We start from the raw sequence: 15198 nt of genomic DNA, 5'->3' as shown, positions 1-15198 counted from the left end.
GGAGTGTTGGCAGCACTCCCGGCGAAGGCTAAACGCTAAACTGTGTCAAATTAATCTATCATTTAACCCCTTAATTAGGCAAAAGTATGAAATACTTTTTAATTGGCAATGATATGCCTACCAGCAAATGTTGGCATGTTGCGCCCACTAAATTCCTACTCGCCGTGAAGATCACGTTTTATTTGCTAATTGCATTTGTAACGGGAGCGTATGCTGAAGGGAGAGCACAAAAAGTGACACTCTCCTTGAAGAATGCAAACCTCGAACAAGTTTTTCGCGAAATAACTAAACAAACGGACTATCGCTTTTTGTACAGCGATGAGGTCATCCAACTGTCGGATTTGGTGAGTATTTATGTAAAGAACGCGGAAATACAGCATGTGCTTGACCATGTAATCCATAAACAAGGCATGGCTTACAAAATTATTTCGGAAACGATCATCGTGACACCTCCTAAAATGCAATTTGCGAACCTTAAAAAGGAGGTTAGCAAGCAGGAAGAGGTGGCCATTTCGGGCACGGTCAAAGACGCTACGGGGGCTGGCCTTACTGGCGCTACCGTCACGGTCAAGAACCAGCCCAATATCGGCACGAAAACAGATGGCTCTGGAAACTTTGCGCTGAGGGTACCCAAAAACGCCGTCATTCAAATATCGTACATCGGCTACCTGTCAAAAGAGGTAACGACCACGAATGAGGGACCGTATGACATCCAGCTACAGGAGGATGCGTCTCAATTGGACGAAGTGATCGTCGTAGGCTACGGCGAGCAAAGCAAACGGACAGTTACGGGTGCTATCACCCGTGTAGACGGGGAAACGCTAAAAGATTTGCCGATGCCAAGCCCGGATCAAATGCTCCAGGGCAGGGCGCCCGGCGTGCAGGTGACCGCCAATTCGGGCGAGCCGGGCGGCGGTATTATCGTACGGGTAAGGGGGAGCACGTCTATCAATGCAAGTTCAGAACCTTTATACGTCATTGATGGTGTGCCTATCGTGTCCGAGAACTTGGCAAGGAGCAGTTTTGGGCAACCTACCAACCCACTGGCTGATATCAACCCCGCAGATATTGAATCAATGGAGGTGCTGAAGGATGCGGCAGCTACCGCGATTTATGGGGCAAGGGCCGCCAATGGGGTGGTCTTGATAACCACAAAAAGAGGGGCTGCTGGAAAACCAACGGTGTCAATTTCTACGTATGTTGGCACGTCGAAAGCATGGCGAGATCCGAATGAATTGCGCGTGGACGGACCTACCTATGAATTATTGAAAAATGAGGCAGCCGGCAATAACTGGATAGACCGTTATGGTAGCATTGATGCATTGGATGGATCCGGCAATGCCTTTGCACCGCCGTATGCTAACCCCGCCAACGCCGTAAATACCAATTGGATCGATTACATCATGCAGCGTGGGTCGGTATATAATATCGACGCATCGATTGCCGGGGGCAATGATCGTATCCGGTATATGGTATCGGCCAATAACTTTGATCAGGATGGCATCATGAAGCTTGTCAACTTCAAACGGCGATCGTTTAGAACAAACCTGGATTTCTCGGCGTCTGACAACTTAAAGTTTGGGACAAGTATATTCTATTCCAATAGCCGTAGAAACCGGATCCAAAACGGTAACAGCACGAGCTCAGCTTTGGCAAATGCATTTTTTTACCCGACAAATCTACCGGCTTATAACGAAGATGGTTCGTATAACAAACCGTTGTGGGAGAGCCCGCTTGCTATCGTAAACGAAACGGACTACCTCATGGACAACACCCGGATTATCGGGAACTTCTTTGCCGACTGGACGATTATCAAAGGCTTGGTATTTAGAACAACCTGGAGCCTGGACAACAGTTATGTCAATGAAGATAACTACTCAAATACCAAGATGGTCGCCGGTGCAGGGGTGGGCGGATCGGCTAGTAGCAGCGCGGTGAATGACTTTAACTGGATCAATGAGAATTTACTTACGTATAAAATCTCCCTGCAGAATGCGCATAACCTTGATGTCTTGGCAGGAACGACTTTCCAAAAAAACCGTAATGCGTTTACGTCAGCTACCGGGCAGGGTTTCCCCAGCGATAGCTTCCGGAAAGTGTCTTCTGCAGCAACCCGCAACTCAAGTGGGGATGAGAATGAATGGGCCATCGCTTCGGTTTTTGGCCGTGTAAATTATGATTACAACCAAAAATACTTGCTCAGTGCCAACTTAAGGTATGACGGCTCTTCACGCTTTGGTGCCAACAACCGATGGGGGCTTTTCCCGTCGGCATCGGTGGGCTGGATCATGTCTGACGAGGCGTTTATGGAGCCCCTCTCTGTGATTTCGCTATGGAAATGGCGCGTGAGCTACGGTGTCACTGGAAACCAGAGCGGTATCGACAACTATGCATCGCTGGGATTGTGGGGTGGGCAGCAAGGTGGCTACCGGGGTGGTGGTGGAGCAACGCCCGGATCTGGAGGTGCTGCATCATATGGCGATTATGCAGGGCTTAGCCCCGTTCAATTGGCTAATCCCGACCTGAAATGGGAGACGACCACGCAATTGGACATTGGTGTCGACCTCGCCTTCTTCAAAGGGAAGCTCAATGTGTCAGTTGATTATTATGACAAACAAACGGAGGATCTTTTGTTGGAAGTGCCCATTCCCCGTTCTACCGGATACAGCTCGATGATGCAAAACTATGGTGAAATCGAAAACAAGGGTATCGAATTTGGTATCAATGCGGCAGTCTTTGCAAAAGAGGATTTTGGCTGGGATATCGGCTTGAATATCTCACGGAATAGAAACCTCGTCAAGCGGCTGGCCTCTCCCTTCAATCAGTTTACGAGAGATTACGTCCGGATTGAAGAAGGTTATCCCCTTTATTCGTTTTATGTGCACGAGCAGTTGGGCGTGGACCCGCAAACCGGAAATGTCATCTGGCGTACCCGAGATGGTGAGAGCACATTCAATGTCAATCGGGATCGCTTTATTTCCAGCAGGAATGCCTGGCCGGATTTTCAGGGTGGGCTTTCCAATAATTTCAGGTACAAGAACTTTGACCTGACGACCTTCTTGCAGTTTAGTTATGGTAATTATGTGTTTAACTACAACCGGTATTTTATGGAGCATGGTGGCGAGCAGACGTATGGTTTCATGGCACAACAACTGGACAGGTGGCAAAACCCGGGGGACATTACAGATATCCCGAGGATGGCCAGCGTGAATTACAACACCAATTACCGGCCTTCGCGGCACGTTGAGGATGCGTCCTACTTGCGGCTCAAAAATGTCAGTTTGGGGTATGCATTGCCTGCAAACCTTTCAAGAAAGATAGGTGCAAGCCAGGTGCGGTTTTACATTTCCGGGCAGAATCTGCTGACGTTTACCAGGTACAGTGGGCTGGATCCGGAAGTTTCCGTTGGTGGTTCGGCGCTTACGATAGGCATCGACCAGGGTGTGATGCCGCAACCCCGTTTGTGGATGGGCGGACTTAATTTAACATTCTAAAACTTGCTGAACATGAGAAATTTAGTAATTATATGTGTGGGGCTATTCACCTTGTCTGGATGCGACAGCTTGCTGGATTTGGAGCCGGTTTCGCAAATATCCAGCAATCAGGCCTTTTCAAGCCTTAATAGTGCCGAGGGCGTTATTAACGGGATGTATAACAATTTGCAGACACCCTATATGTGGCGTGTGCAGGTCATTAGCGATGTGGCTTCGGACATGTCACAGCAGACGGATTCGTGGGATGCGCTAATCGCGGCTGACCAATTCAACTGGAGCGTGGACAATTCTGAGGTGGAAGATTTATATACGTCGTTTTACCGCTGTATAGACGTTGCCAACAACATCATTGCTAATGTCCCCAGCATGGATATTAGCCAGGCGACAAAAGATGACATGATCGGACAAGCGTACTGGGTAAGGGGGCTGGCTTATTTTGACCTTGCCCGTCTTTTTGGGGGGTACCCGAATGTATACGGCCAGTTGGGGGCAGTGATTGTGCTCACGCCTTCATCCGGTGTGACGGATGAAGACCTTAGGCCGCGGAGCACCTTAAGCGAAACCTATGCTCAGGCCGAGGCGGATTTGCTGCAGGCATTGCAACTGCTGCCGGAGAGCAGATCGTCCAATGTACTATCCAAGGCCAAAGCGACCAAACCTGCTGCCCGGGCATTGTTGGCCAGGTATTACCTGTATAACCAGCAATGGGATTTGGCCGAACAGTATGCCTCGGACGCGATTGCGGGAAGGCCGCTGGATGTTCCTTTTGCCAGCATATTTACAACGGAGAATTCTGAAGAGAGCCTGTTTGAACTGCAATTTAACAATACGGATGGGATGGGATTGCGCGGGTGGTATTTCCCGTCTTCGCTTGGCGGCCGCGGTGGTACTTCCCTCCATAGCGCTACTTACCAAATTGTCATCGCGGATGAGGATGATGTAAGATCCCAATTTCTTGCACAGCATCCGGTGAACCAGACCTATTACGTGACGAAGTGGAGCGATCCGCAAAACGGAAGCAACTTCCAATTGCTGAGGCTGGCGGAGCAGTACTTGATAAGGGCAGAAGCGAGGGCGGAGCAAAATGACCTGGAGGGAGCCTTGGCTGATTTGAATGCCGTGCGGACGCGGGCTGGCGTGGAATCTATCGGGGGTGGAGGACAAGAAGCGGTATTGGCCGCAATCCTCGATGAACGCAGGCTTGAATTTGTCGGAGAGGGGCAACGCTGGTTCGATGTGATCAGGAGGGGGCTGGGGCTGAGTGTCTTTACCAATATTGTCCGGACAACAGGGAGCCAGCCCAGCTATTCATTGACCGATCCGGGAAGGCAAGTATTGCCTATTCCGTCTGTAGAGCGAACCGCAAATCCGAACATTGCCCAAAACGAAGCTTATCAGTAGTTCATTTTTTAATATATATTTTTCATTATGGAAAGAATAACCAATTATTCATTGTCATTCATTCGTGCATTATTCATCTGTGTGTTGCTGGTGCCCCTGGAAGCAGCGGCGCAGGATATCCGCTTCAATCCGGATTCGTCAGTAACCACGCAACACGAGGTCGTCATCAAAGGAGCATCCGTTAAATTCAGTGCAACAACGGGCATGCAACCTGTGTGGGACGAAAAGGGGAAGGCGCGGGCGGCCGTCTTCTATACCTACTACACCCGCACGGACGTACCCAATCGTGAAACAAGGCCGTTGGTTTTTTCATTCAATGGCGGCCCCGGGGCAGGGGCGCTATGGATGCGATTGGGCTATACCGGCCCGCACCGGATAAAGATCGATAAAGAAGGGTACCCCATCCAGCCTTATGGTATCGAAGATAACCCGCATTCGCTGCTGGACGTCGCCGATATTGTATACATCGAGCCGGTAAATACCGGATACTCAAGGCCCCTGGAAGGAATTTCGGAGGAAGAGTTCTTCGGCGTAAAAAACGATGTGGCATACCTGGCCAGGTGGATAACGACGTTTGTAACGCGTAATAACCGGTGGATTTCGCCCAAATATTTGGTGGGTGAAAGCTATGGAACCACGCGGGTATCGGGATTATCCTTGGAATTGCAAAATAGGCACTGGATGTATATCAATGGTGTGGTGCTGGTATCGCCGACTGGATTGGGGATCCGGCGGGATGGCCCGGTGGCTCATGCCAATATGGTACCTTACTATGCGGCAGTGGCTTGGTATCATAAAAAGTTGCCAGCAGATTTGCAACAAAAGGACCTAACGGATGTGCTTCCTGAGGTGGAGTCGTTTACCATCAACGAGCTGATTCCTGCCATATCAAAAGGTGGGTTTATCGATGCAAGCGAGCGAAAATCCATCGCCGATCGCATGGCCCGATACCTGGGTATTTCTGCTCAGTCCATCCTGGACCACAACTTGGCCGTGCCGACGCAGTTTTTCTGGAAGGAGCTGCTGCGCAAGGAGGGATATACGGTAGGCCGTCTTGACTCGCGCTACTTGGGTATCGACCGGATGGCGGCGGGCGGACAACCGGATTACTCACCCGAGAACACGACCTGGCAACACATCTTTACGCCCGCGAACAACTACTATTATACCAATTATTTGAAATACCATACGGATTTGGAATATTATGTAGCTGGACATACCCGGCCTTGGCCACGTGATGGGGCGCAAACTGAAACGGCAGGTGAAGACTTAAGGCAAGCCATGGCGATGAACCCATTCATGCATCTATTGGTGCAATCGGGATATTATGATGGAGCTTGTGATTACTTCAATGCACAATACAACATGTGGAATCTTGATCCCAGCGGCAAATTAAAAGATCGGATGCATTGGAAAGGCTATCGGAGCGGCCACATGATGTACTTACGGTATGAAGATTTGGCCACTTCGAATGAAGACCTGCGGGAGTTTATTAAATTGAGCATACCTAAGGAGGGTGTTCCGGCTCAATACACCGTTGCACCGTAATAAACGCTGAAATGAAAAATAGACGAAAAATAATCGGGATAGTAATCCTTGTATGTTCGATTATCCAGGGCTACAGCCAGCGTAAGCAATGGGCGGATACCGCAGTAGTGACCCAGCATGAGGTGACTGTAAAAGGCGTACGATTTGGCTACACGGCAAAAACAGGTACACAACCCGTGTGGAATGAGGCGGGTGACGCGATTGCGACCGTACATTATGTCTACTATGAGCGAACCGACGTAAAAGACAGGGAACGAAGGCCGCTGGTGATCTCATTCAATGGAGGGCCGGGCTCGGGCTCGGTATGGATGCATATCGCCTATACCGGGCCACGGCTACTTACGATTGACGATGAGGGATATCCCATTCAGCCTTACGGCGTGAAGGAAAACCCATACTCGCTTCTTGATGTTGCGGATATCGTCTATGTCGACCCGGTCAATACCGGCTATTCCCGTATTTTGGATCCGAAAGCCGATAAGTCACAATTCTTTGGCGTCAATGCGGATATCAAATACCTTGCAGAATGGTTGAATACTTTCGTCACCCGAGAAAACCGCTGGCCTTCGCCAAAATACCTCATCGGTGAAAGCTATGGGACAACACGGGTTTCGGGGCTGGCGCTGGAACTGCAAAATGCCCAGTGGATGTACCTCAATGGCGTGGTATTGGTATCTCCTACAGGCCTTGGCATCGAAAGGGGCGGGCCGGTAGCAAAAGCCCTGCGATGGCCGTATTTTGCTGCAACGGCATGGTTCCATAAGGCATTGCCCGCTGAATTACAGCAAAAGGACTTGACGGATATGCTGCCGGAGGTTGAAGCTTTTACTATGAATGAACTGTTACCTGCTATTGCGAAAGGCGGTAGTTTGAGCCCTGAGGAAAAACAGGCTATTGCAGCGAAGATGGCACATTATTCGGGGATTTCAGCAGGCGTTATCCTGCAGAATAATTTGGATATCAGCACGTCGTTTTTTTGGAAAGAGCTGTTAAGAGACCGTGGCTACACCGTTGGCCGACTGGACTCACGCTACTTGGGGATTGATTTTAAAGACGGAGGCGAAAGGCCGGACTATGCCGCCGAGCTGACCTCTTGGTTGCACTCGTTTACTCCGGCAATCAACTACTATTATAAGAATCAATTGAATTATAAAACGGATGTCAAGTACAATTTATTTGGTCCCGTAGGGCGGTGGGACAACAGCGGGAATAATACCGGCTTGAATCTTCGGCAAGCGATGGCACAAAATCCATATTTGCACGTCTTGGTGCAATCCGGATATTATGATGGTGCTTGCGATTACTTCAATGCCAAGTATAACTTGTGGCACATGGATCCGTCGGGCAGGCTGCTGGACCGGACGTCTTTCAAGGGATACCGAAGCGGCCACATGATGTACTTGAGGAAACAAGATTTGGAAACGGCGAACGAAGATCTCCGTGTGTTTATCAAGCAAACGACACCTGCTGAAGGTGTCCCTGCGAAATATGCTGTTGATTGAATAAAGTAACTATATAGCTATGAAAAAACTTGTTTTCATCCTGGCGCTTTTTGCTGCCCATATCTGCCAAGCACAAGATCGGTCATTCAACCCGGATTCGGCTGTGACGACCTCACATCAGGTTACCATCAATGGACAAACAGTCAAATTCAATGCAGTCACCGGCATGCAGCCCGTGTGGGACGAAGCCGGGAAGGTGATAGCAGGGGTCTTTTATACGTATTATTACCGCACGGATGTAACCAACCAGGCTACCCGGCCCCTTGCAATTTCCTTCAATGGCGGACCTGGTGCCGGCGCTTTGTGGATGAGGCTTGGCTATACCGGACCTCACCGCGTACGTATCGATGACGAAGGCTATCCGATCCAGCCTTATGGCATCGAAGAAAATCCCCATTCGTTGCTGGATGTGACGGATCTGGTATACGTAGAACCGGTCAATACCGGATACTCCCGCCCTGTCGGTGATGCGCCGCTTTCCCAATTCTTGGGCATCAACAATGACCTAAGGTACTTGGGCAACTGGTTGTCTACATTTGTGAGCCGTCATAATCGGTGGACATCACCAAAATACCTGATCGGTGAAAGTTACGGGACGTACCGCGTATCCGGTCTGGCATTGGAGCTGCAAAACAGGCATTGGATGTATGTCAATGGCGTAGTATTGGTATCTCCGGGAACGCTGGGATTCTGGCGGTATGGGCCGGTGGGCGATGCAAACCTACTGCCTTACTATGCGGCTACTGCTTGGTACCATAAAAAACTGCCAGCGGATTTGCAGCAGCGGGATTTGGAGGAGGTGCTTCCCGAAGTAGAAGCCTATACAGTGGACTCGCTGATACCTGCGTTGGTAAGGGGCGGCTACCTGGATGCAGGCAAGAAGCAGGCCATCGCCCGCAAAATGTCCAGGTATATGGGCATTTCGGAAACTGCCATTTTGCAGCATAATCTGGTGGTGCCCATGGCTTTTTTCTGGAAAGAACTGCTCCGCGCAGAGGGGTATTCCATCGGCAGGCTGGATTCCAGGTACCTGGGTATCGATCGGACTGTCGCAGGAGACGGGCCCGACTATGCCGCGGAAAACACGTCATGGCAGCATACCTTTACGCCGGCAAATAACTATTATGTCAAAAATTACCTCAACTACCATACAGATTTGGAATATTACGTGGCTGGGCATGCTTCTTGGAACCGTTTTGCGCTGGAAAACAAGACCGGTGAAAGCTTGCGGCAAGCCATGGCTATGAATCCCTTTCTGCATGTGCTTGTCCAATCGGGGTACTATGATGGGGCCACGGATTATTTCAATGCGCAATATAACCTCTGGCAAATGGATCCGAGCGGAAAATTAAAGGCGCGGATGGATTGGAAGGGTTATCGCAGCGGCCATATGATGTATCTGAGGAAAGATGATCTGAAAACTGCCAATGACGACCTCCGTGCATTTATTTCAAAAACATTGCCAGGTGAAGGTGTGCCTGCAAAGTATAATGTTGACTAACTCAATAAGCTGTCCGTATGAAGAATGTACTGATAATGATGACCGCCTGCTGCTTGTCTTTTTTTGGGATAAACAGCAGGCTGCATGCCCAAGGCAGGGTAGCCGGGGCACCTGAAAGAGAAGAAGGGGAGGGGCCATGGAAACAGTTGATTATCCGTGGGGTGACGTTGATAAACAGCACGCTTTCGCCGCCCATGGGCCCGGTGGATATTGTAGTGGAGGGCAATCGGATTGTCAATGTGGCGACCGTGGGCGCTCCAGGGGTGCCCATCAACGAGGCACGCCGGCCGAAGCTTGTGGAAGGAGGGAAAGAACTGGATGCGACGGGAATGTACCTGCTGCCGGGATTTGTGGATACGCATGCCCATATCGGCGGCTCACAGGCGGCATCCGCAGAATACGTGTTTAAACTATGGATGGCGCATGGCGTCACCACCATCGCGGATCCGGGATGCGGTAATGGCTTGGAGTGGGTATTGGAGCAAAGACAGCAAAGTGCAGCCAACACAATTACGGCTCCCAGAATCAAGGCTTACGCTCGGTTTGGCCAAGGGTCAGACGGTCCTATCAGTACCGAAGAGCAGGCTGTCTCGTGGGTGCGGAGCAACAAGGAAAGAGGAGCGGATGGTATTAAATTTTTTGGGGCCGAACCGCGTATCATGGATGCCGCCATCAAGGAAAATAAACGCCTCGGATTGCGCTCAAAGACACATCATGCGCAGGTGTATGTAGGACGATGGAATGCGTTGCATAGTGCCAGGGCCGGACTTACTTCGCTGGAACACTGGTATGGCCTGCCTGAGGCACTCTTTACCGATCGTACAATACAGGATTATTCCTTGTCGTATAACTACCAGGATGAACAGGATCGCTTTGGCGAAGCAGGGCAACTGTGGGAACAGGCCGCCGAACCGTACTCCGAACGTTGGAACAAGGTGATGGATGAATTGATAACATTGGATTTTACGCTTTCGCCCACTTTGGTGATCTATGAGGCCAGTAGGGATTTGATGCGTGCAAGGCGATCGGAATGGCATGAAGAGTATACGTTGCCGTCCCTATGGGAATTTTATAAACCCAACCGGGTTTCTCATGGCTCGTACTGGTTTAATTGGGGGACGGAACAGGAACTGCAGTGGAAGCGCAACTACCAACTGTGGATGAAATTTGTCAATGAATATAAGAATCGCGGTGGCCGGGTGACGGTGGGTACCGATGCCGGCTTTATCTACGCGTTGTATGGATTTGCTTATCCCAGGGAAATGGAACTCCTGCGTGAGGCGGGCTTCCATCCGCTGGAAGTCATCAAAGCGGCAACGCTAAACGGCGCGGAATCACTGGGCATGGCAGACGAAATTGGCAGCGTGGAAATCGGCAAACTTGCGGATTTCGTGATCGTTGATCAAAACCCGCTTGAAAATCTTCAAGTGTTGTATGGCACCGGCGCAATCCGAGTGACGGAGGATAATGACGTCGTGCGCGTGGGTGGGGTGAAGTACACTGTAAAGGACGGGATCGTCTACGACGCAAAAAAATTATTGGAAGATGTAAAAGCGATGGTACAGGAAGAAAAGGCCAAGGAAAAGTACGAAATCCTGCAGCCCGGTATTTACCATCACTCCATGTTTAAATAGGCAGCTTTCGTAAGCTGTATTACGCCGATAAGATGGGTATGCTGTATTGAGGGGCAGCATACCCGCTTATGGGATGAAAAATAGTGTCCCTTTTCGAGATGAAGGCGGCCATTCTGGCTGATTAACCGTGTATAAGCCTAATAATTACCAATAAAATAGAATGATGTGCAGGTGTTTTGCTGCTTGTTGCGATGTGTTATTTGGTTTTTTGCTTTAAAATAACGGTTAATATTCAATTTACGTATAAAAATCTTTCTATTATTTGTGTTTTTTTCATTCATTAATGATGTTTTTGATTAAAAACAAAATATTATTATACTTTTTTTGTGAATTATATAAGATTTTAGTTATGTTTGTTTTTATAATTAAACAAACTAAATATTTTTTATTTTTCTCGTTTCCATATTGTGTTCTAAGTGATTTGATTTTTGATATTATCACTTACTGCCTTGAAAATAATTGGTTAGGTGATTCGTTGTTGATAAAAATTGGCTTTACCAGAGGTGGATTATTATAATTTGCCCTCTTCAACATAACAAAGATGACCGTAGTAGCTTGGCATAATGGCTACTAAACACATACGGTTTTTGTTTTCGCAGGATAAAGGTCTTTAAGCCGCATTATCGGCGTGTGCTAAAGTAGGTATTAACAAGCTTAACCCTTTTTTATGAAGCATTATTACCCTCCATAAACCATTGACGGAATACAAAAGAAAAGCAGGAGTGTTCGCAGCACTCCCGCTTGGATAAGGTATACTACTAAAAATTACGTCATTAATCATCTAATAGCTAACCTTAATTTGGTAAAAGTATGAAATACTTTTTATTTGGCAAAAATACGCCAAGTGGCGTGCGCAAGCATAGCCATTCAACGCCTAAAGCAACCTCCGTCTTCTACATTATGTGTGTAATTGTGCTGTCGAGCAACACGGATGTCCATGGTGTCGGCATTGCATATCATACGGCATCAACCTCGAATAAAAACATCACATTGCTGGCATTGAACGCGTCTTTTCAAGAACAGGTAACAATCACGGGGACAGTGCGTGATGAGAGCGGGGCTCCATTGCCTGAGGCAACTGTACAAGTGAAGGGCAACCCCGGTTTGGTCACCAAGACAAATGGCGATGGACAGTTTTCATTCCGCGTACCGGTGGGATCGACCATACAGGTCACATTTTTGGGCTACAGCACGGCGGAGATCGCCGTGCGGAATCAGGGGCCGTATACCATTAATTTGCAGCCGGATGCTTCTGAATTGGAGGAAGTGCTTGTCGTCGGATATAGCACACAGTCAAAAAAAGAATTCACGGGCGCTGCAAGTCGCATTGTGGCTGATCAGGTCAAGGAAATACCGGTGCAGAGTTTTGATCAGGCCCTTATCGGCAGGGCCTCGGGGGTCAAAATTAACTTGCCCAACGGGGTGTTGAATAATGCTCCGGTGATACGCATCAGAGGAACCAACTCCATATCGTTAAGCTCTTATCCATTGATTGTCATTGACGGTATCCCGGTCACAAGTGGCGATGTGTCTTCAAATACCACGGTGGCCAACAATCCGCTGGCCGACATTAATCCGTCTGATATTGAGTCAATTGATGTGTTGAAGGATGCCGCGTCAACGGCTATTTATGGATCTAGGGCGGCCAACGGCGTAGTGTTGGTGACCACCAAAAGGGGTAAGGAAGGAAGTGCTCGGGTAACGTATGACGGATGGGTGGGCTTTACTGATCCGGTGCGACTGCCGGAATTGCTGGAAGCTGAGGACTTCATGATGATTAAAAATGAGGCACAGCTAAACCGGAAGATACTGAGTGGACAGGCCGATAACGACGACGTGGCTTCAGCCCTATTTTTCCCAAGCTATAATGCGGATGGCTCTATGGTAAATACCAACTGGTATGACTATATGTTTCAAACAGGTGTTCAACACAGCCATGCCGTCTCGGTGAGCGGGGGCAGCCCGAAGACCCGATACTTTTTTTCGGCAAACCTCACCGAGCAGGATGGATTCCTGCAAACAAACGAATTTGACCGCACCGGCCTCCGTTTTAACTTAGATCATGACGCAAACTCCTGGCTCAAGCTGAGAGGCAGCATCAGCTATACCAAGTCTGAAAACCGGGCACCCAACTCGGGATCCATGGAAGGCAACGCGCAGTTGATTGTAGGTGCAGCGCGGATGGCTTATACGCTCAATCCCAATGTGCCTGCGTACAATCCGGACGGTACCCCACATCTTGCCGAGACGCCGGGAGGACCAATTGGCAATGGAGCCAATCAAATCGTGAGCGTCTATTACAATCCGGTAGCCCTATTTGAATTGGTGAAGAACAGCTCTACAAATGACCGTATATTAGCTAATGTGGGAGCAACAATAAACCTGCTGAAAGGCCTGAATTTCACAACCAGCTATTCCCTTGACCGGTTGACCACTCTCAACGTCGGGTCGACCAGCCCTGTGCATGGTTCGGGTTCTACGACTAATGGCAGTGTCACCAACGTTACGTCATTGTTCAACAACTGGAACTTTACCAATACGTTGAATTATGATGCCCGGTTTGCCGATCACCATATTTCGGTAGTGGGCGGTATGGATGTACAGGATTTCTCGAGAAATCGATGGGGTGTCAACGTACAACAGGCTTCCGATCCGTTTTTTACGGATATCCAGGGCAACTGGGGGCAGGTGTCGCAGTCAGGCAATCTATTAGTCAACTGGGCCTTCTTATCTTATTTTGCAAGCCTGAATTATGATTATAAGAGCCGTTATTTCATTAAATTCAATTTCAGAAGAGACGGCAACTCTGCGCTTGGCGCGTCTACTAAATGGGGTAACTTTGGTGGGGCCTCTGCCGGATGGACGCTGTCTGAGGAAGATTTTTATCAAGGCTCTGGCTTAAGTGCCGTAATGAGCAGTGTGAAACTGCGTGGGGGTTGGGGCAGGGTAGGCAACGGTGAGCTGAACTCCCGTTATGGTTCACTTGTCCTGTTTTCATCTTCATTATATGGCGGAGCTTCTACCTGGCAGCTCAACCAAGCGGGCAATCCGAACTTGGGCTGGGAAACCAGCGAACAAACCAATATCGGGGCAGATTTGGGTTTTTGGAACGATAGGATATTGGTGGATTTCAGTTGGTTCAATAATGATGTAAATGGGTTGATTTTAGACGTACCACAGTCCCCCTCAAAGGGCATTCCCGGGAATTCGATTCTAGGGAACGTCGGCTCGCTGTACAACCGAGGTATCGAACTGGGAATCAGCGGTGACGTGATCCGGAAAGGGAAATTTTCTTGGAATGCTTCGTTCAACTTCACGAGCATAAAGAACGAGGTTACCGCCCTTGAAGGCGAAAATTCCCGTATGGTAAGCAGTTCTTCGGGCAATCCATTCAACATGACAGAGGCTGGATATTCCGTAGGCACGTTGTATGGTGCCATCACGAATGGCATCAATCCGGAAACCGGGCAGCGTATCTACATCAACGCAGCTGGCGAACAGGTGCAGTACTCGGCCGCTTTTCCTTCCGGGGGCTCTGCATGGACGTACCTGGACGGTAGCCCGGCGCCGGCCATCACGGCCGCCGATTACCAACCGATGGGAAATGCCCTGCCCAAGTGGTACGGTGGATTTAATAACACGTTTAGGTATGGAAATTTCGATGCAGGGATTAACTTTTCCTTTTCTGGCGGCAATTATGTGTTCAACGGAAATACCGGCACCTGGTTGGACCAACGTTATTTCAATAACTCGGTCAAGGTATTGAACCGCTGGCAACAGCCCGGTGATGTAACGGACGTACCTCGCTTGGTATTCAATGATAATTTCGCAAGTGCCAATATCCCCAACATCTCCGATTATGTCGAAAAAGGCGATTTACTGCGCTTGCAAAACGTACTGATAGGCTACCGGCTGCCTAGTCAATTGTTGGCAAAAGTGGGAGTCAGTTCGCTTCGAATCTATGCACAGGCGACCAACGTGTACTTGTTTACGAATTATACAGGCGTTGAACCGGAGTCATCCATCAACGGAAATAACCCGCGGTCTCCCGGTATCGAGTACAATTCCCTGGGTAACGGCAGGACCTTTACATTTGGTGTGAACATCGGCATTTGAGA

At 49.1% G+C, this 15198-nt stretch carries 7 protein-coding genes; all 7 read left to right on the top strand.

Annotated features, from left to right (window positions below):
• Nucleotides 1-86: 86 nt before the first annotated feature.
• The 7 genes from BMW65_RS17380 (at nucleotide 87) to BMW65_RS17345 (ending at nucleotide 15196) form a co-directional block, all read left to right on the top strand.
• Entirely contained in the window at nucleotides 87-3494 is a 3408-nt protein-coding gene (locus BMW65_RS17380) for a TonB-dependent receptor (protein WP_218145447.1), read from the top strand.
• Between the two features lie 12 nt (nucleotides 3495-3506).
• Nucleotides 3507-4895, top strand: coding sequence for a RagB/SusD family nutrient uptake outer membrane protein (locus BMW65_RS17375; RefSeq protein ID WP_143053914.1), 1389 nt, complete (start codon nucleotides 3507-3509; stop codon nucleotides 4893-4895).
• A gap of 27 nt (nucleotides 4896-4922) precedes the next feature.
• Nucleotides 4923-6443 carry a S10 family peptidase gene (locus BMW65_RS17370; protein ID WP_090607273.1) on the top strand — a complete coding sequence of 507 codons (1521 nt, stop codon included), beginning with the start codon at nucleotides 4923-4925 and terminating at the stop codon, nucleotides 6441-6443.
• An 11-nt stretch (nucleotides 6444-6454) separates the two neighbouring features.
• Nucleotides 6455-7945 carry a S10 family peptidase gene (locus BMW65_RS17365; RefSeq protein ID WP_090607271.1) on the top strand — a complete coding sequence of 497 codons (1491 nt, stop codon included), beginning with the start codon at nucleotides 6455-6457 and terminating at the stop codon, nucleotides 7943-7945.
• Nucleotides 7946-7964: 19 nt separating this feature from the next.
• A complete protein-coding gene (locus BMW65_RS17360; protein ID WP_090607270.1) occupies nucleotides 7965-9446 on the top strand; it encodes a S10 family peptidase in 1482 nt (493 codons plus the stop codon).
• 17 nt (nucleotides 9447-9463) lie between these two features.
• On the top strand, nucleotides 9464-11080 hold the full coding sequence (locus tag BMW65_RS17355; protein WP_218145446.1) for an amidohydrolase family protein: 1617 nt from the start codon (nucleotides 9464-9466) through the stop codon (nucleotides 11078-11080).
• 810 nt (nucleotides 11081-11890) lie between these two features.
• Nucleotides 11891-15196: a SusC/RagA family TonB-linked outer membrane protein gene (locus BMW65_RS17345; RefSeq protein ID WP_090607266.1), complete on the top strand. Its 3306-nt coding sequence runs from the start codon at nucleotides 11891-11893 to the stop codon at nucleotides 15194-15196.
• Nucleotides 15197-15198: the final 2 nt, after the last annotated feature.

The sequence above is a fragment of the Parapedobacter koreensis genome, from assembly GCF_900109365.1.
GTDB classification, from domain to species: domain Bacteria; phylum Bacteroidota; class Bacteroidia; order Sphingobacteriales; family Sphingobacteriaceae; genus Parapedobacter; species Parapedobacter koreensis.
The sequence above is the reverse complement of the archived record's forward strand: the minus strand, read 5'-3'. Positions and strand labels throughout refer to the sequence as shown.